This is a genomic window from Phaeobacter italicus (assembly GCF_019801785.1).
GTDB classification, from domain to species: Bacteria; Pseudomonadota; Alphaproteobacteria; order Rhodobacterales; family Rhodobacteraceae; genus Phaeobacter; species Phaeobacter italicus.
Map to the genome: position 1 here is coordinate 13569 of NZ_JAHVIJ010000011.1, position 17987 is coordinate 31555.

13 protein-coding genes are annotated in these 17987 nt (G+C 61.3%); 11 read left to right on the plus strand and 2 right to left on the minus strand.

Annotated elements, in window-relative coordinates; translation table 11 throughout:
* Positions 1-13 precede the first annotated feature (13 nt).
* The 6 genes from KUV39_RS18325 (at position 14) to KUV39_RS18350 (ending at position 7015) form a co-directional block, all read left to right on the plus strand.
* Positions 14-670, plus strand: a complete 657-nt coding sequence (locus KUV39_RS18325; protein WP_222460597.1) for an ABC transporter ATP-binding protein — start codon at positions 14-16, stop codon at positions 668-670.
* Positions 671-796: 126 nt separating this feature from the next.
* Positions 797-1960, plus strand: a complete 1164-nt coding sequence (glf, locus tag KUV39_RS18330) for a UDP-galactopyranose mutase (RefSeq protein WP_222460598.1) — start codon at positions 797-799, stop codon at positions 1958-1960.
* Positions 1961-2121: 161 nt separating this feature from the next.
* The gene (locus tag KUV39_RS18335) at positions 2122-3330 is read left to right on the plus strand and encodes a hypothetical protein (protein WP_222460599.1); all 1209 of its coding nucleotides are present in this window, start codon (positions 2122-2124) and stop codon (positions 3328-3330) included.
* Positions 3331-3332: 2 nt separating this feature from the next.
* A complete protein-coding gene (locus KUV39_RS18340) occupies positions 3333-4250 on the plus strand; it encodes a glycosyltransferase family 2 protein (protein ID WP_222460600.1) in 918 nt (305 codons plus the stop codon).
* Positions 4251-4337: 87 nt separating this feature from the next.
* A complete protein-coding gene (locus KUV39_RS18345; protein WP_222460601.1) occupies positions 4338-5975 on the plus strand; it encodes a glycosyltransferase family 4 protein in 1638 nt (545 codons plus the stop codon).
* Positions 5972-7015 carry a hypothetical protein gene (locus tag KUV39_RS18350; RefSeq protein ID WP_168578063.1) on the plus strand — a complete coding sequence of 348 codons (1044 nt, stop codon included), beginning with the start codon at positions 5972-5974 and terminating at the stop codon, positions 7013-7015. The genes KUV39_RS18345 and KUV39_RS18350 overlap by 4 nt, the downstream gene beginning before the upstream one ends.
* A gap of 217 nt (positions 7016-7232) precedes the next feature.
* Here KUV39_RS18350 and KUV39_RS18355 read toward each other — a convergent pair whose 3' ends face one another.
* Entirely contained in the window at positions 7233-8684 is a 1452-nt protein-coding gene (locus KUV39_RS18355) for a calcium-binding protein (RefSeq protein WP_222460602.1), read from the minus strand.
* Between the two features lie 962 nt (positions 8685-9646).
* A complete protein-coding gene (locus KUV39_RS18360) occupies positions 9647-10426 on the minus strand; it encodes a sulfotransferase family 2 domain-containing protein (RefSeq protein ID WP_168578061.1) in 780 nt (259 codons plus the stop codon).
* A 399-nt stretch (positions 10427-10825) separates the two neighbouring features.
* Here KUV39_RS18360 and KUV39_RS18365 point away from each other — a divergent pair, with 399 nt between their 5' ends.
* From KUV39_RS18365 to KUV39_RS18385, 5 genes are all read left to right on the plus strand, one after another.
* Positions 10826-12739, plus strand: coding sequence for a type I secretion system permease/ATPase (locus KUV39_RS18365; RefSeq protein WP_168578060.1), 1914 nt, complete (start codon positions 10826-10828; stop codon positions 12737-12739).
* Positions 12736-14046, plus strand: coding sequence for an HlyD family type I secretion periplasmic adaptor subunit (locus KUV39_RS18370; protein ID WP_168578059.1), 1311 nt, complete (start codon positions 12736-12738; stop codon positions 14044-14046). The genes KUV39_RS18365 and KUV39_RS18370 overlap by 4 nt, the downstream gene beginning before the upstream one ends.
* 221 nt (positions 14047-14267) lie before the next feature.
* Positions 14268-15386, plus strand: coding sequence for a GDP-mannose 4,6-dehydratase (gmd, locus tag KUV39_RS18375; protein ID WP_222460603.1), 1119 nt, complete (start codon positions 14268-14270; stop codon positions 15384-15386).
* A gap of 4 nt (positions 15387-15390) precedes the next feature.
* Positions 15391-16368 (plus strand): GDP-L-fucose synthase, encoded by a 978-nt coding sequence (gene fcl, locus KUV39_RS18380; protein WP_050673239.1) that lies wholly within the window; start codon positions 15391-15393, stop codon positions 16366-16368.
* Positions 16369-16513: 145 nt separating this feature from the next.
* Complete coding sequence (locus KUV39_RS18385) at positions 16514-17950, plus strand: mannose-1-phosphate guanylyltransferase/mannose-6-phosphate isomerase (protein WP_222460604.1); 1437 nt, start codon at positions 16514-16516, stop codon at positions 17948-17950.
* Positions 17951-17987: the final 37 nt, after the last annotated feature.

The window sequence follows — 17987 nt, forward strand, 5'->3', positions numbered from 1 at the left end:
GGAGGGCAGGGCCGTGATCCGGTTTGAAAATCTCACCAAGAGCTTCTGGCTCAAGGGCGAGCGGCGGGTTGTGATCGACAATCTCAACCTGACCCTGCCGGCCGGGCGCTCGCTGGCGCTTCTGGGGCGCAATGGGGCGGGCAAATCCACGCTGTTGCAGCTGGTGGCGGGCACCATGCGCCCGGATCACGGAGAGATCATCACGGATGGGACGATCTCCTGGCCGGTGGGGCTTGCGGCGTCGTTTCACGGCGATCTGAGTGGCGCGGAAAATGTCCGCTTCATCGCGCGGATCTACGGCGTGGATACCGATGATCTGGTGCGCTTTGTCGAGGATTTTGCCGAATTGGGCAAATTCTACCACATGCCGATGCGCAGCTATTCTTCGGGCATGCGGGCGCGGCTGACCTTTGGCGCGTCGATGGGGATCAAGTTCGACACCTATCTGGTGGATGAGGTGACAGCGGTGGGCGACGCGGCGTTCAAACGCAAAAGCCGTGATCTCTTTGCCGACCGCATGAAGCATTCCGGCGCCATCATGGTGAACCATTCCATGCGCCAGCTGCGCCAATTCTGTGACGCTGGTCTGGTGCTCGATAACGGTCGGCTGCGCTATTATGATGACCTGGAAGTGGCCATCGATGTGCACCAGCGCCTGATGGGCGGTTGAATCTACTTGTAAGCTGTTGAATTTCTTATGATTTGCGACACTCCGCCGGGATGTGACGCGCTTCTTGTATGCCTATGGAATGTTTGACACAAAGGGCCAGGGACGCAGGAACGACAGGGGTGCGACGTGCATATTCTCAATGTTGGCGCAGGGCTTTCGGGTGCTGTGATCGGGCGGCATCTGGCCGAGGCGGGGCATCAGGTGACCGTGGTGGACAGCCGCAGCCATGTCGGGGGCAATTGCCATACCGAACGCGACAGCGACACGGGGGTCATGGTGCATGTCTACGGGCCGCATATCTTTCACACCGATGACAGCGAAGTCTGGGACTATGTGAACCGCTTTGCGACCTTTCTGCCCTACAAGAACCGGGTGAAAACCACGAGCCTGGACCCCGAGGGGCGGCGCGGGGTGTTTTCGCTGCCGGTGAACCTGCACACGATCAACCAGTTCTTTGGCAAGACGCTGCGCCCCGAAGAGGCGCATGCCTTCATCACCCAGGAGCAGGCCGACACCACCATCGAGGATCCGCAGACCTTTGAGGAACAGGCGCTGCGCTTTGTGGGGCGCGATCTATATGAGGCGTTTTTCAAGGGCTACACGGTCAAGCAGTGGGGCATGCACCCCAGCGAATTGCCCGCCTCGATCCTGAAACGCCTGCCGGTGCGTTTCAACTATGACGACAATTACTTCTTTCACAAATTCCAGGGCATGCCCGAGGACGGCTATAGTGCGATGATCGCCAAGATCCTCGATCATCCGGGCATAACGGTCAAGTTAGAGACTGTTTTTGATCGCACGCAGACAGATCAATACGACCATGTCTTCTACTCGGGGCCGCTGGATGGCTATTTCGACTATCAGCTGGGCCGGCTGGGGTATCGGACGCTGGATTTCGAACGCTTCACCCATCATGGCGACTATCAGGGCTGCGCGGTGATGAACTACGGCGAAGAAAGCGTGCCCTACACCCGCATCACCGAACACAAGCATTTCGCCCCCTGGGAGAGCCATGAGGGATCGGTCTGCTACCGCGAATATTCCCGCGCCGCAGAGCCTGGTGACATCCCGTATTACCCGATCCGCCAGGTGCAGGAAAAAGCCCTGCTGAGCGACTATGTGGCCTTGGCCGAACAGACCGCAGGGGTGAGCTTTGTCGGCCGGCTGGGCACCTACCGCTATCTCGACATGGACGTGACCATCCGCGAAGCACTGGACACCGCCCGCGGCTTTCTTGCGGCCCGCGAACAAGGCACCCAGCCCCCCGCATTTTTCACGGCACCGCTGTAGGCGGGAGGATCTCGCCCGGAAGACCGGCAGATGCGCGCCTGACCTGTGGCGACGGCGCGCCAATCGCCTTTTTGGCTGGGTCGGCACTGGACCTGTCTGAGGCGTTGCATTAGGGCTGAGACGCCGGAAAACAAGGCAATTCAAGGAATGAGACGCAGCCGATGACAAAGACGACCGGAGCCAGGCCCAAGACACTTGTGATCCACATCGGCGATCATAAGACCGGCACCACCACCATCCAGAATGCCCTGGCTGCAGACTGTGTGCAGCTACATGATGCAACCTTGGTGTACCCAGCTCCGCTCAACCACAATTACCTGATGGGCCATATCCGTGCCTTCGAAAAAGGAACCCAGCCGCCAGAACCCAAGAATGGCCAGTTTACTTTGCCTGACTTGGCTGAGCATATCCGAGCCAGCAGCGCGGATTACGTGGTTATTTCGGGGGAAGTCTTCGAAAACCTTGCGCCGGAGCTGTTGCATCGTGTGATCGAAACCTATTTCCGTAGTTCTGCAGATCGGATCCGAGTCCTTGCCTATGTGCGGCCGCATGCGCAGCGGATCCTGTCGAGCTACGCCGAGCAAATCAAAATTGGCTGGTTCCGCGACGGGATGCGCAAGTTCTATGAGGTCAATCTAAAAAGCGGCAGATTTCACTATGCGCCACGGCTGCGTCGGCTGAAAGAGTTGTTTGGTGCAGACTTCGTCTTGCGCCCGATGATCCGCAGCCAGCTGCGCAATGGTTCCGTTCTTGAGGATTTTGCCCATGTTGCTTTTGACGGGCGGCCCTATGCCGTGGAGGAGTTCGAGGCCGAAAACCAGTCTGTGACGGTGCGGGAGCTGGCGTTACTGCATTTTCTGCAAGGCCAGTTTCAGGACAAGGACGCCTGGCTGCGCCATACCATTGGATGGGAACTGGCGCGGCGGTTGGAACGGCTGCGTACCCCGGCTGATAGCAAGGTGCGCAAGTTGGTGATGGCGCGGGAGCTGGCTCGCGATGCTGCGATTGCCTATGCTCAGGATGCTGCTGCGGTTGATGCAGAGTTCTTTGATTCAGAGCCGCTACTGCAGGATGCGCTACAGACGATGGTGGCGCAGGCTTCGCCGACTGAACAGTCGTTGGACCCTAGTCAGTTCTTCAGTCCCGAGCATCTGCGCAATTTAACGGTGATGGCCGGGATCGTCCATGACATGCTGTTGACTCGCGAATCTTGGCCTGCGTATTTCCATCGTCACCGCCTGAAAGATATCGAACGGCACAGGCTGGCGCGTCTGGGGCTGGATGAAAATGGTGATCCGCTTGAAGAGGGGGCAACCGATCCCGTTCCCGCGGATGTCGGCGCCGGGCGCACCGGTTCAGAAAAGGATTGATCATGAATATCCGTTCCTCTCTCGCGGCGGTCATTGTGACCTACAATCGTTTGGACAAGTTGAAACTGGTGGTGTCGGCACTGCAGGCGCAGACCTGCCTGCCGGAGCGGGTGTTTGTGATCGACAATGCCTCTACCGATGACACCGGCAGCTGGTTGAGCCAGCTGCAAAAGGAGGATCCCCGGTTTCAGCATGTGCGCCTGCCGGAAAACATCGGCGGGGCCGGCGGGTTTTATGAAGGCGCGCGGGTGGCCTATGAAGAGGGCTATGATTTCATCTGGTTCAGCGATGATGACGCCTATCCCGAGCCCAATGCGATCGAGCTGCTGTTGACGGGCATCAAGGATTTTGAGGCGCGCTTTACCTGGCGGCCGTCTTTTGCCTGTTCGGCGGTGAAATGGACCAACGGCGATCTCTGCGAGATGAACACGCCTTCGACCGTCTGGGATTGGCCGCGGTTCTACAGCCCCGAGACACCCTATTTCCTGGTCGGCTCCTGCTCCTTTGTCTCGGTGCTGGTGCCCCGCTGGGCGATCAAGAAACACGGCTTTCCGATCAAGGAATATTTCATCTGGTATGATGACGCCGAATACACCCAGCGCCTGGCCAAATCCTACCCCGGCATCTACTGCCCCAACAGCGTGGTGGTCCATGATGTGCCCGAAAACAAGGGGGTGAACTATTCGCTGGTGAACCAGGGCAATATCTGGAAATTCCGCTATGGCGCCCGCAATGAGGCCTCGTTCCGTCGCCGGGAGCAGGGCTGGGCCGGGGTGGCTGTCTTTGCCCGCGGGGTGCGCCGACAGATGCGTCAGGGCAATGTGGAGAAATCGCTGCGCCGCGAGGTCTATAAGGCGATCTGGGAGGGCTGCTCCTTTACGCCGCCGATCATCTACCCCGATCCCGACACCGGAGTCTGAGGCGAAATCTGCCCGCAAGACCACCCGCAGCGCTGGATCCGCCGGACCGGCGCAGCACAGATCAAGAAGGACAGGCAGGGAGCCCCCATGTCCCAGGACCGAGAGTATATCGATCAGGAGATCGCCCAGATCCGTTTCATCTATGAAACGCTCTACCCCGAGACCCCGGTCGAGGCCCATATGTGGTGGGAAGAGGCCAAGCTGGGTACTCCGGCAGTGCACCCACATGATCTTGCTTATGGTGCCGAGACGATGGCCTTGAGCTATATCGGCAACCGGAGATTTGGCCCTGAACCGACAAGTGCGGAGATGGGCAAGCGGGCGTTTCTGACCATTCCGTCGCCGCGTCAGGTGGCTGAGCGCGCGGGCAGTTCGGCCGGGGTGCCCTGGCATAAACGGCCGCGCCATTATCGCAGTATTCATGCGCTGTCCCCGCTGCTGGCAGAGCAGGCCAAATACCAGGTCGAGGCCCGTCGATTTCGCAAGTTGCCGGTGCGGCACAAGTTTTCCCGCCTGGCCTGTTCGCGGGGGCTGCTTGAAGGGGATCTGCATCCACTCACGCAGACGGCTTCGGGCAAGGACAAAGATCCAGCGATCCTGATCGGGCTTCACTGGCTGGATGTGGGCGGCGCCGAAAGTCTCGGCATCGACAGCATCCGCTGGGCGCTGGAGGCGGGGTTGCGGGTGTTTGTCATGGTGGGGCAGGAAGGCCCTGAACGGCTGTTGGCGAAATTGCCCGATGACCCGCGTCTTCGGCTGATCCGCACGGATCGCTATCTGCCGCGCGCCCTGGCCAGCGCCTTTGTCAGCCGGTTGATTGCGCAGGAAAACATCATCCTCACTCACAACCACCACTGTGTGCCGCTTTATGATGCGCTGCCGACGATCAAGCTGCGCCATCCGCATGTGGTCAATCTCGACAGCACCCATATCGTGGAATATGCCGATGGTGGCTATCCGCGGATCTCGGGTGTCTGGAGCAATTTCATCGATCATCACCATGTGATCAGCGCCGATCTGCAGCGGTTTTATCAGGAACGTTTCCGGGTTTATGGCAGCAAGCTGGTGCTGGGGCGGCTGCTGGATGACAGCCGTCGTGGCGCGGAGGTGGCACCGGTGCGGATCAAGGCCGGGCAAACCCGCTGCCGCGTCGCTTTTGTCGGGCGGATGGTGCATCAGAAACGGCCCGTGGTGGCCTTGGCGATCATCCGGCGGCTGCGAGCCTGGGGCAAGCGCAACGGTGTCGACTTCCGCTTTGATATGGTGGGCGAAGGCCCTTATCGCGGTGCGGTGGAACATCTTCTGACCCGTTACCGACTGGGGGATGTGGTGCATCTGCATGCGGCGGGCACCGATGTGCCGGCGCTTCTGGGGCAGAGCGATGTCCTGCTGGTGCCGTCCTCGAATGAAGGGCTGGCGCTGGTCTGCTATGAGGCGATCGAGGCGGGCTGTGTGCCGATCTGTTCCGAGGTGGGCGCGCAGGCCGAGATCTGCCCGCCGGAAACCCTGGTGCCCTGGTCGCCCTTGGGGGCGGTGCGCGAGAGCGTGGCGCTGGTGCAGCGGCTGTTGCGCGAAAAGGGCTTTGCCGAAACGGTGGAGGCCGGGCAGCGGGCGCGGCTGGAGGCCTTGTCGGCAGAACCGTCGGCGCGCGAAGTGCTGAGCGAGATCTATCGCGACACCCTGACCGCACAGCGCGCAGACAAGTCAGAGCCCGTTTCCGCATGACGCGGCGGCTGTGGCTGCATATCGGCTCGCACAAGACCGGCTCGACCTCGCTGCAGATTGCCCTGCGGCAGGGGCAGAGCGACAAGACGCTGGGCAGCTGGAGTTATCTGCATGCCCGGCCGCGGGTGGATTTCAATCCGCTGGTGCGCATGCAGCGCATGGGGGGCAATATGTACCCCGAGCTGCGCTGGCCGTTTCTGGAGCGGCGCATGGAAGATGCGGACCGGCGCGGGCATGGCGACTGCATCATCTCGACCGAGATGCTGTTCTGGCTGATGAACCCCAATGACATCCGTGCGCTGCACAAACGCCTGCATGAGCATTTCGACGAGATCCAGGTGGTCGCCTATCTGCGGCGACAGGACACCCTGGCGTTGTCGCATCGCAAGCAGGTGGTGATGGGGCGGGCGGCGTATCAGTTTTACGGCGCGCAGCTGCAGGCGCTGCCGGTCTACCGGCCGCATATGATGCGCTATTTCGATTATGCCACCAAACTCGCCCGCTGGGAGGAGATCTTTGGCGCGCAGAATGTGACCGTGCGGCGGTTTCAGCGGCAGGATCTCATCGGCGGCGATACGGTGCTGGATTTCTACAATCTGGTGGGGATCACGCCACCGGCGGAGATCCCCAAGGAAAATGCGGCCTGGTCGCGCAGCCAGTTGCTGGCGGGATTGTGGCTGCGCCGTCAGGGGTTTATGCGCGAAAGCTTTGTGGCGGCAGTGCAGGAGCTGCCACAGGATGGCCCGCTGTTGCCGTCACGCGAGGAGATGCAGGTGTTCCTGGCGCGGTTTGAGGACATCAACCGCCAGCTGGCGGCGCGTTATGACCCGGACGGGCCAGAGCAGTTTTTCGACATGGGGTTTGACCGCTATCCCGATCAGGCCAATGGCGGCAGCACGGCGGCCGGGGGATTTGACGGCGATCCGGTGCTGACACCGGCGGTGCTGCAGGATCTGAAAACCCGGGCAGAGGCCGAGAGCGCGGCCCGGGATCTGGCGCGCGATCCGATCAATACGGCGGATGATCTGCAGGATCTGTAGCCTGCAGCAGCGACGCTGATTTTCAACCAAACGATCACAAGAAAAGCCCCCCGCAACGGAATATGTGCAGGGGGCTTTCCTTGCGCGATGGCCCTCGGTGCCGGGGCGGGCAGGCGCGCCCTCGCGCAAGCTCTGGCGTACACGAGCAGCCAGAGATCCCGCCAATAGAAAAGGCCCCGCCGAGCAGGGCCTTTCCTGTACCTTTCAGACCCGCGCCTTAGGCGAAGTCGAAGTCTGCTGCGTCCAGTGCGCCCAGGGTCGCAACAGACGTCAGAGTGACAGTGGTGTCTGCGTCGATCGCGATCACAACACCGGCGTCTGTCTGGTATGCAACGGCCAGAACGTCATCCAGGTTGTTGTAGCCCAGCTCTTCAACGTTCAGCTTGTCGTTGCCAGTGCCGAAGTCGGTGATGGTGGTTGCACCGGTGCCTGCTTTCAGGACGAACTCGTCATCGCCAGTACCACCGGTCAGTTCGTCGCCGCCGAGGCTGGTGTAGATGATGTCGTCTTCAGTACCACCGATAACGGTGTCTTCGCCAGCACCACCGCGCAGTTCGTTGGAACCGGAGGTGCCTTCCAGACGGTCATCACCGTCGCCACCTTTCAGGGTGTCGTCGCCTGCGCCGCCGATCAGAGTGTCTGCACCTGCACCACCATTGATGGCGTCGTTACCTGCACCACCGTCGAGGCTGCTGTCGTCGCCCTGACCACCAAAGATGGTGTCATTGCCGTTACCACCGGTGATGTTATCTGCACCAGCGCCACCGCCCAGGTTGCTGCCGTCATTACCAGTGGTGATGGTGTCATCGCCGTTGCCGCCACGGATGAAGTTTTCACCTGCGCCGCCTTCCAGAATGTCGTCTTCGTTACCACCAAAGATGGTATCGTTGCCGTCGCCTGCGGTGATGGCGTTGGCTTCATCGTTGCCGTTAAAGGTGTCGTTGCCTGCGTCTACGCCACCGAAGTCGGAGGTTTCGTTCACGTCTGCAGCTGCACCGGTACCTGCATTCCAAGTGTCATCACCGTTGGTGAAAGGAATGGTTTCGTCAAAAGTCACGGTGATGGTGCGGGTGTCACCACCTGCATTTGCAACAACAACTTCGTAGGAGAAGGATGCGTCGTCACCAACGTTGCCTTGCGCTGCAACCGCTGCGGTGTTTGCAGTGAAGCTCAGGTTTGCACCGCTGACTTCAAATGCGCCATCTGCGTTGACAAAGTTGTTGCCAACGGTTGCGACGTCTTGGCCGTCTACAGAAACGATGGACGCAACAGTGAAGGCCGTGACAGACGCAGCTGCGCCGTCCCACTCATAGTCGCTGGCGGTCAGTGCCAGCGCGCTACCGTCTGCGGTGCCGGCCGAAGGGTTGATGATGCCGGAAGTTTCAACACCAGCTTCGATTGTGATGCCGTCGGACAGAGTAACGGAGGTAAAGCCCTCGGTCAGGGAGGCGGTGCCGATGGTCCAGGTGTCGGTTGTATCGTCATAGGACAGAGCAACACCTTGAAGCGTAGCAAAATCGTCTGCTCCGGCGTTCAGGATCAGAGTGTCTGCGCCACCGTTGCCGTCGATGTTGCCATTGACGGAAATTGCATCTGTCAGGGTGATCTGGTCAGCGCTGGTGGTGCCAGCTTCGATGACCAGACCGGATTCTGCGTTAATATTAGCCATTTTCTACTCCGTAGTAATGCTCGTGTTTTCCGCGAACATATGCGCCTGCCTTATGCTCGCAAAGGTTTTACCGCCTTCTGTCTCTCTGCCCTGCCTTCCATTGTCAAGGAAACTTACTCCCAATGGGGTATGAATCGAAAAGAAGCGGAAAGCGTGGCGGGCATAACACGGTTAGATTTAGCGGAAAAATACCCCCAAAGGTGAGTGGCTGGAAAAATTCACACTTGTCATGCGGGGTGATTCTTGGCAGGTTCTTGCCCTGAATACAGTGCGTTGCGGCGCGCTTGCGGGAGCTATGGGGGATCGTGGCCTGATTTTGGGGCGATTTACCCCCTTTGGCCGCTGATTTTTATAAATCCGTTACAATTATTGGTATCCGGGCATCGCATCCGGAAGGGGTAGGGAATTCCTGACCCCTGCGATTGCGTCGTGATCTCCGTGTGTGGTTTTTGCCACCCTGAGGTATCTGAATTGCGATTCCTCAACATTATTCATGACGTTTACACGGTATTTGGTGATATCGGGCGCTAATGGTATTTATTAACGATTATTATTCTTTACCAAATGTGATATTAAATTGGCATATGTGCAAGAATTCATGCCTCAGGATTGCATAAATCATACAGAATCTCGCAACCCTTGGGGCTGTCTGATGCCGCCGTGTTCGCGTGACGCAAGGGCAGAGGGTTCCCCCGTATCGCCCCCGTATCCGCCTGTTTCCGCCATGTCCCTTGCCGCGCTGTGCTGCGGATCTCCCCCGATAGGGGAGGGCTGAGAGGCGGCAGGGGCTGTGAAACAGGCAGAACCCTGCCGATCAGCGCGCGGCGTCTGGGTGATTTTCACAGGTTTTGTCGCCCAAACGCAGTGCGCCCCCAGATCTTGGGGGGATCCGGGGGCGCAAAAGAGAATCAATCGGCAGGGATTCGCAGGCGTATGGGCGTGATCAGCCCCGCCTTGCCCCTTTAGGCGTAGTAGCGGCGCAGCAGCTGATGCAGGCGGGTGTCGTTGCGGCTCTTTTCGCCGACGATATTGCGCACGGCGTCGGGGATCTCCTCGGCGGCCTTGGGCGCGCGCCCGGTGTTTTCGCGGTGCTCTGTCAGTTCTGACAGGCCATGGCTGCGGCGGAAGTGATCAAGCGAGGCGCCCAGCTCTTCGGTGACCCCGATGAAGCTGTAGGAGCGGTTGAGCTTCTCCAGCGCGTGATCAAAGGAGTAGAACGCCCCGGTCATCAGCGACAGCTGATAATCCAGCGGCAGCGCCTTGGCGTAGGATTCCAGCGTCGGGTAGCGCGCGGCAAAGGCCTCGTGCTGGGGGTGTTTGTCGGAGGTGTTGTAGCGATAGTTCGACACAAAGCGATCCAGCGGATCGCGAATGATGGTGGCGCATTTCAGCGGCAGTTCCTGATTGCGCCAGTACATCACGTCAGACCAGCCGAAATGCCCCATCAGCACCTGGCGGCAGGGGTTGGCCTCGTCGCTGCGCCGATAGAGCGCCTTGCGCGTCTTGTTGCGGAAGGACTGATTGGTGTTTTCCCAGGAAACCGGGTGAAAGATGTCAAAGGCCGCCTGCAGCGCCTTGCCCACCGACATGCCCGCGGTTTTGGGGATATGCATGAAGAGGATCACATCGGCCGTTTCGCGGTAGGTGTCATCGGCAACCAGCCTTGGCGAAAAGCGGCTCTCGAAGATGCGTTCTGCCTGCGAGGATGGCTCCAGCCCGGTGGCTGCGGAAACCTGCGTCATGATGGGGAGTGCTCCACTTTCGAGGGGGGTCTCTGTGCGCCGTTCGGGGTAGCGAAGGGGGTATGGCTTGTCAATCTGGGCCGCGGGCTGAGGGAAGGGCCGGATACCGGCGCAGACTGCCGCACGTCTGGCCCGGGTTCCCGCCGGGGTTGAGAGAGGCTTTTGTCCTTCTTTGCTGTGGTAGGCCTGCCTTGCTGTTTGACAGGATGGGGGGACTGTGGTTTTGACCTCCTATTATACAGGCGCTTGTGTTTGTTTCGCGCATCCGGTCAGTGGCCCGCCTGGCAGTGGGCCCGGTCCGGAGCCGCGGTGCAGGGGCCTGTGGGGCAATTTGAAGGGGTCACCACGTTCGTGGGCGCCCCGACCGGCACAGACCGATAGAACACAAGGCAGCATTTCATGGCACGCACTCCCGCACAGCACTCGGCGCAGGCGTATAAATCGGGCCTCGCAGAGATCCGCAAAGCCCGCAAGAGCAACCGTGGCGCGTTCTGGGTGATCGGCCTGTTCAGCCTGTTTGCCAACCTGCTGATGCTGACCAGTCCGCTTTACATGATGCAGGTCTATGACCGGGTCCTGGGCAGCCGCTCTCTGGAGACGCTTGTTGCGCTGACGGTGCTGGCGGGGTTCCTGTTTTTGATCATGGGCATTCTGGATTATGTGCGGGGCCGCATTCTGGCCCGCGTCGGAGCGCGGTTTCATGACCAGCTGGAAGCGCGGGTGTTTCATGCGGTTCAGGACAAATCCGCAGCCGGCTTCAATGATGACGCCGCCAAGGTCGGTCTGCGCGATCTGGAAGCCATGCAGAAGGCCCTGTCCTCGCCGATCGTCTCGGCCTTTTTTGACCTGCCCTGGACGCCGCTGTTTCTTGGATTGATCGCCGTGTTCCACCCGCTGCTGGGCCTGCTGGCGCTGGTGGGGGGCGCGGTGCTGGTGGTCTTTGCCCTGATCAACCAGGTGATGTCGAAACGGGTGGTGGAAAATGCCAGCATGATGGCGGCTTCGGCCCATCAGCTGTCTGACGGGATGCGCAACAATGCAGAGATGATCCAGGCGCTTGGTATGCGCAAGGCCGCCTTTGGCAAATGGCGGATGCTGCGCAGCCAGGCGGTGGGGTCAGAATTGAGCGCGACGGATCTCACCGGTGGCTTCAGCACCGCGACGCGGACGTTTCGCCTGGCGCTGCAGTCGGCCATGCTGGGCACCGGCGCCTATCTGGTGTTGACCGAGGGGCTGACACCGGGGGTGATGATTGCCGCCTCCATCATCATGGGCCGCGCGCTGTCGCCGATCGAGACGCTGATCGGGCAATGGGCGTTGGTGCAGCGGGCGATGCAGGCCCAGGAGCGCCTGGCGCAGATGCTGGGAGAAACCCCGGAGCGTCCGGCGCCGATGAAACTGGCCCGCCCCGCCGCCAAACTGGACGTGCAGGGGGTGGCACTGGTGCCGCCGGCCGGCCCCGGCCAGGTCTCCAAACCGGTTTTGCAGGGGCTCAACTTTCAGATCCAACCTGGTCAGGCGCTGGGGGTGATCGGCTCTTCGGGGGCGGGGAAATCTTCGCTGGCGCGGGCGCTGATCGGGGTCTGGCATCCGGTTTCGGGCAAGATCCGTCTCGATGGGGCGGCGCTCAATCAGTACGATATGGATGATCTTGGAAGCTACATTGGTTATCTGCCCCAGCAGGTCACGCTGTTTGACGGCACCATTGCCGAAAACATCGCCCGCCTGTCGATGTTGCCCGACCCCGACAAGGTGGTGGCGGCCGCTCGCAAGGCGGCCGTGCATGACATGATCCTGCAATTGCCGCAGGGCTATGACACGCCGGTCCGGGTGGCCAGCAACCGGCTTTCCGGCGGCCAGGTGCAGCGCATTGGTCTGGCGCGCGCGCTTTATGGGGATCCGGTGCTTCTGGTGCTGGATGAGCCGAACTCGAACCTGGACAACGAAGGTAGCCAGGCGCTGAATCTCGCGGTGGCCCATGCCAAGCAGGATGGCCGTGCGGTCATCATCATGGCCCATCGCCCGGCCGCGATCCAGCTCTGTGATCTGATCCTGATCCTGGACAATGGAACCCAGCGGGCCTTTGGCCCCAAGGACGCGGTGCTGCGCGAGCACCTGCAGAACCCACAGGTCGCCCAACAGAAGAAACCGCAATCCCAGCAGGCACAGGGCGCCAAGCCCGCCGCGCAGCAAGCGGTGCCCACGCAAGGCGAGCCCAGTGAGCCCGGCAAGGCACAACAGACCGGGGCGCAGAAACATCCCGAGCACGGCGCGCCCGCTGCGGCGCCCGCTCAGGCAGAGGCAAAATCATGAGTGATACATCTTCTTCCTCCTATCCCATCCGCGGCCTGATCCTGGGCGGGATGGTGGCACTGGCTGTTCTGGTGGGGGGCATCGGCCAATGGGCGGCCACGGCCGAAATTTCCGGAGCGGTCATCGCCTCGGGCTCCATCAAGGTGGAGCAGAACCGGCAGGTGGTTCAGCACCCTGATGGCGGCGTGGTGGATGAGATCCTTGTTACCGAAGGGCAGTTGGTTGAGGAAGGCACGCTGTTGCTGCGGCTGGAGCCGTCGGTGCTGCAGGCCGAACGTCAGATCGTTGAAGGCCAGCTGGCCGAGACCCTGGCACGGCGCAGCCGCTATGGGGCTGAGCGGGATGATGCGGCGGAGGTGACTTTTGCGGATCTGCTGTTCGAACTGAAGGGCAGCCATGTGCAGACCGAGGAGCTGATCAGCGGCCAGCAGCGTCTGTTCGAAGCGCGTCTGGTCAACCTGCGCGCCCGCATCAGCCGTCTGGAAGAGCGTATCGGACAGATCCAGAGCCAGATCCGCGGCATCGAGGCCCAGCAGGACGCGCTGCAGGAACAACTGGTGCTGATCGGGGAGGAACTGGAAAACCAGCAGAGCCTTCTGGCTCAGGGGTTGGCGCAATCCAGCCGGGTTCTGGCGCTGCAGCGGGAGCAATCGCGCCTGCGCGGTCAGGCCGGTGCGCTCACTGCCCAGAAGGCGCAGGCCGAGGGGCAGGTGAGCGAGCTGCGTCTTGAGATCCTCAACCAGCAGACTGCGCGACGCGAAGAAGCGATTGCCAATCTGCGGGATCTGCAGGTGCGGGAGCTGGAGCTGATCGAGCGCAGAAACGTGATCTTGCAGCGCCTGGCGCGTCTGGATGTGCGGGCACCGGTGGATGGGGTCGTCTACGGGCTCAATGTGTTTGCCCGGAAATCGGTGATCCGGGCGGCGGACCCGCTGCTGTATCTGATTCCGCAGAACCAGCCGCTGGTGATTTCCACGCAGGTCGCGCCCTCGGACATCGATCAGGTCTATCTCAACCAGCGCGTCAGCCTGAATTTCTCCAGTTTCAATCAGCGGACCACGCCAACGCTGTTTGGCCGGGTCAGCACGGTGTCTGCAGATTCCTTTCAGGATCAGCAGACCGGGCAGAGCTACTTTGTGGTGGAGATCCGTCTGGACGAGGGCGAAGCGGCCCGCCTGCCCGAGGGCAATGTGCTGGTGCCGGGGATGCCGGTGGAGGCCTTCATCGAAACCAACAGCCGTACGCCCTTTGCCTATCTGTTGCAGCCCTTTACCGACTATTTGAACCGGGCCTTCCGCGAGAGCTGAGCCCTTTTGCGCTCAGGTGGCGGATTTTCCCCGCGCCTGTCCCCGTGTGTCCCTGTGACTGTGCCCCTTGCGGGCGGGCAAAGGCGGAAAACCGACTGCCACTTGGGTGCAACATGGCCTAAACTGCGCTCATCCCGTGCCTGCGGGCCCTTTTGGTGTGCTGCCGGGGGCTGTATCAGGTGCAGAGATGCGACTGATCGCCCAAGACTTAAGGATAACAGATGAAAAAAGCCCTCATCACCGGTGTGACCGGCCAGGATGGTTCCTACCTTGCAGAGTTTCTTCTGGCCAAAGGCTATGAGGTGCATGGGATCAAGCGGCGGGCGTCGTCTTTCAATACGTCGCGTGTGGATCACATCTATCAGGATCCCCATGTCGACAATGCCCGCTTCAAGCTGCACTACGGCGATCTGACCGATACCTCCAACCTCACCCGCCTGCTGAGCGAGATCGAACCCGACGAGGTGTACAACCTTGGCGCCCAGTCCCATGTGGCGGTCAGCTTCGAGGCGCCGGAATACACAGCCGATGTGGACGGCATCGGCACCCTGCGCCTGCTGGAGGCGATCCGCTTCCTCGGCCTTGAGAAAAAGACCCGTTTCTATCAGGCCTCCACTTCGGAGCTTTACGGTCTGGTGCAGGAAACCCCGCAGCGCGAGACCACGCCGTTTTATCCGCGCAGCCCTTATGCGGTGGCCAAGCTTTATTCCTACTGGATCACGGTCAATTACCGCGAGGCTTATGGCATGTATGCCTGCAACGGCATTCTCTTCAACCACGAGAGCCCGCGCCGGGGCGAGACCTTTGTGACGCGCAAGATCACCCGCGGCCTTGCCAATATCGCCCAGGGGCTCGAAGACTGTCTGTATATGGGCAATATCGATGCGCTGCGCGACTGGGGCCATGCCAAGGATTACGTGCGCATGCAGTGGATGATGCTGCAGCAGGATCAGGCCGAAGATTTCGTGATTGCCACCGGCAAGCAGTATTCCGTGCGTCAGTTCATCCAGTGGTCTGCCGAAGAGCTGGGGGTGACGCTGGCGTTTTCGGGCGAGGGCGTAGAGGAAATCGCCACCGTGGCCGCGATCGAGGGCGACAAGGCGCCGGCGCTGAAGGTGGGCGATGTGATCTTGCGCATTGATCCGCGCTATTTCCGCCCGGCCGAGGTGGAGACGCTGCTGGGCGATCCGGCCAAGGCCAAGGCACAGCTCGGCTGGGAGCCGGAGATCACCACCCAAGAGATGTGCGCCGAAATGGTGGCCGAGGATCTCAAGACCGCGCGCCGCCATGCGCTGCTGAAAGCACACGGCATGGATCTGCCGGTCAGCGTGGAGACCTGAGGCGATGGTCAAGATCTATGTGGCAGGCCATCGCGGCATGGTGGGCGGCGCCATCCTGCGCCAGTTGCAGGCCCGCCAGGCGGCCGGCGCCGACCTGCAGCTGATCACCCGCACCAGCGCCGAGCTGGATCTGACCGATCAGGCGGCGGTGCAGGCCTTTTTTGCCGCAGAACGCCCCGATCAGGTGGTGCTGGCGGCGGCGCGGGTGGGCGGCATTCATGCCAACAACAGCTATCCGGCGCAGTTCATCTATGAAAATCTGATGATGGCGGCCAATGTGATCCATGCGGCGCATGGCCATGATGTGCAGCGGCTGTTGCAGCTGGGCTCCAGCTGCATCTATCCCAAACACGCCCCCCAGCCGATGGCAGAGGATGCGCTGTTGACCGGCACGCTGGAGCCCACCAACGAACCCTATGCCATCGCCAAGATTGCAGGCATCAAGCTCTGCGAGAGCTACAACCGTCAGCACGGGCGCGATTACCGTTCGGTGATGCCGACCAATCTGTATGGGCCGGGGGATAATTTCCACCCCGAAAACAGCCATGTGCTGCCGGCGCTGATCCGCCGGTTTGATGCGGCGGCGCGGGCCGGTGATGGCTCTGTGGCGATCTGGGGCACCGGCACGCCGCGGCGGGAATTCCTGCATGTGGATGACATGGCAGAGGCGTCTTTGTTTGTGCTGGATCTGGATCAGGAGATCTATCAGCGCGAAACCAGCCCGATGCTGAGCCATATCAATGTGGGCTCGGGGCAGGATATCTCCATTCTGGAGCTGGCGCAGATGGTGGCGGATGTGGTGGGCTTCACGGGTGAGATCGTGACCAACCCGGACCAGCCCGATGGCGCGCCCCGCAAGCTGATGGATGTGTCGCGTCTGGCCCGGCTTGGCTGGCAGGCGCGGATTTCGCTGCGGGCAGGCATCGAGGAGACATACCGCTGGTATCTCTCTCAGGATGAGGCCAGCCTGCGCAGCAAATGATCTGCCTGCGCAGCAAATGACCTGTCAGAAAACAGGCCCATGCAAAACAGGACCGATGGCCCTAAAAAAGGCTAAGACACCAGGCAGGCTCTGATCCCGAGGACAGCAGGATCAGAGCCGGACACCGGTCAGAAAGGGACAGCCCATGATCACCCCCATTCTTCTGTGCGGCGGCTCCGGCACACGGCTGTGGCCGCTCTCGCGCAAGAGCTACCCCAAGCAATTCGTGCCCCTGGTGGGCGAGACCACGCTGTTTCAGGCCTCTGCCCAGCGGTTGACCGGCGAAGGCTTTGCCGCCCCGATGGTGCTCACCAATTCGGATTTCCGGTTCATCGTCACCGAACAGATGGCCGAAGTGGGCATCGATCCCGGCGCCATCCTGATCGAACCCTCCGGGCGCAATACTGCGCCTGCGGTGCTGGCGGCGGCGCTCTGGCTGCAGGCGCGTGATCCGGATGGGCTGATGCTGGTGGCGCCCTCGGATCATGTGGTGCCCGATGCGGCGGCCTTTCGCGCCGCTGTTGCGGCGGCAGAGCCTGCAGCGCGCGCAGGTCAGCTGGTCACCTTCGGGATCAAGCCGGACCGGGCCGAGACCGGCTATGGCTATCTTGAACTGGATGGGGACCCCGGTGATTTCACACCGCAGGTGATCGGGCTCAAGCGCTTTGTCGAGAAACCGGATCTTGCCACCGCCGAAGGGATGCTGGCCTCTGGGCAGTTTCTGTGGAACGCGGGCATTTTCTTGTTTTCGGTCAAGGCCATCATCGCGGCCTTTGAAACCCATGCGCCGGATCTGATGGCGCCGGTGCAGGGGGCCGTCGACAAGGGCCAGCCTGATCTGGGGTTCTTGCGCCTGGATCCCGAGGCCTGGGAGGGGGCAAGCGATATTTCCATCGACTACGCGGTGATGGAGCGGGCCGACAATCTGGCGGTGGTGCCCTATGCGGGCGGCTGGTCCGATCTGGGCGGCTGGGATGCGGTCTGGCGCGAAAGCGGGCCGGATGGCGATGGCATCGTGACCCAGGGGCGCGCCAGCGCCATTGATTGTGCCGACAGCCTGCTGCGATCGGAAGATGACGGGCTTGAGGTGGTGGGCATCGGGCTGAAGAACATCATCACCGTGGCGATGCCCGATGCGGTTCTGGTCGCCGATGCCAGCCGTGCACAGGATGTCAAACAGGCGGTCAGCGCGCTGAAGGCAAAATCGGCCCGCCAGGCCGAAGCCTTCCCCAAGGATCACCGCCCCTGGGGCTGGTTCGAAAGCCTGGTGGTGGGCGAGCGTTTCCAGGTGAAGCGCATCCACGTCCATCCCGGCGCGGCCCTCAGCCTGCAAAGCCACCATCACCGCTCCGAACATTGGATCGTGGTGGAAGGCACCGCCAAGGTAACGGTGGATGACAAGGTCCAGCTGGTGAGCGAAAACCAGTCGGTCTACATCCCCCTTGGCGCGGTGCACCGGATGGAAAACCCCGGCAAGGTGCCGATGGTGCTCATCGAGGTGCAGACCGGCAGCTACCTCGGCGAGGATGACATCATCCGCTATGAAGACATGTACGCCCGCGGCCAGGGCGCCAAAGGCTGACAGGCTGACAGGGGCTGATAGCGCTGGCGGGGCCGAG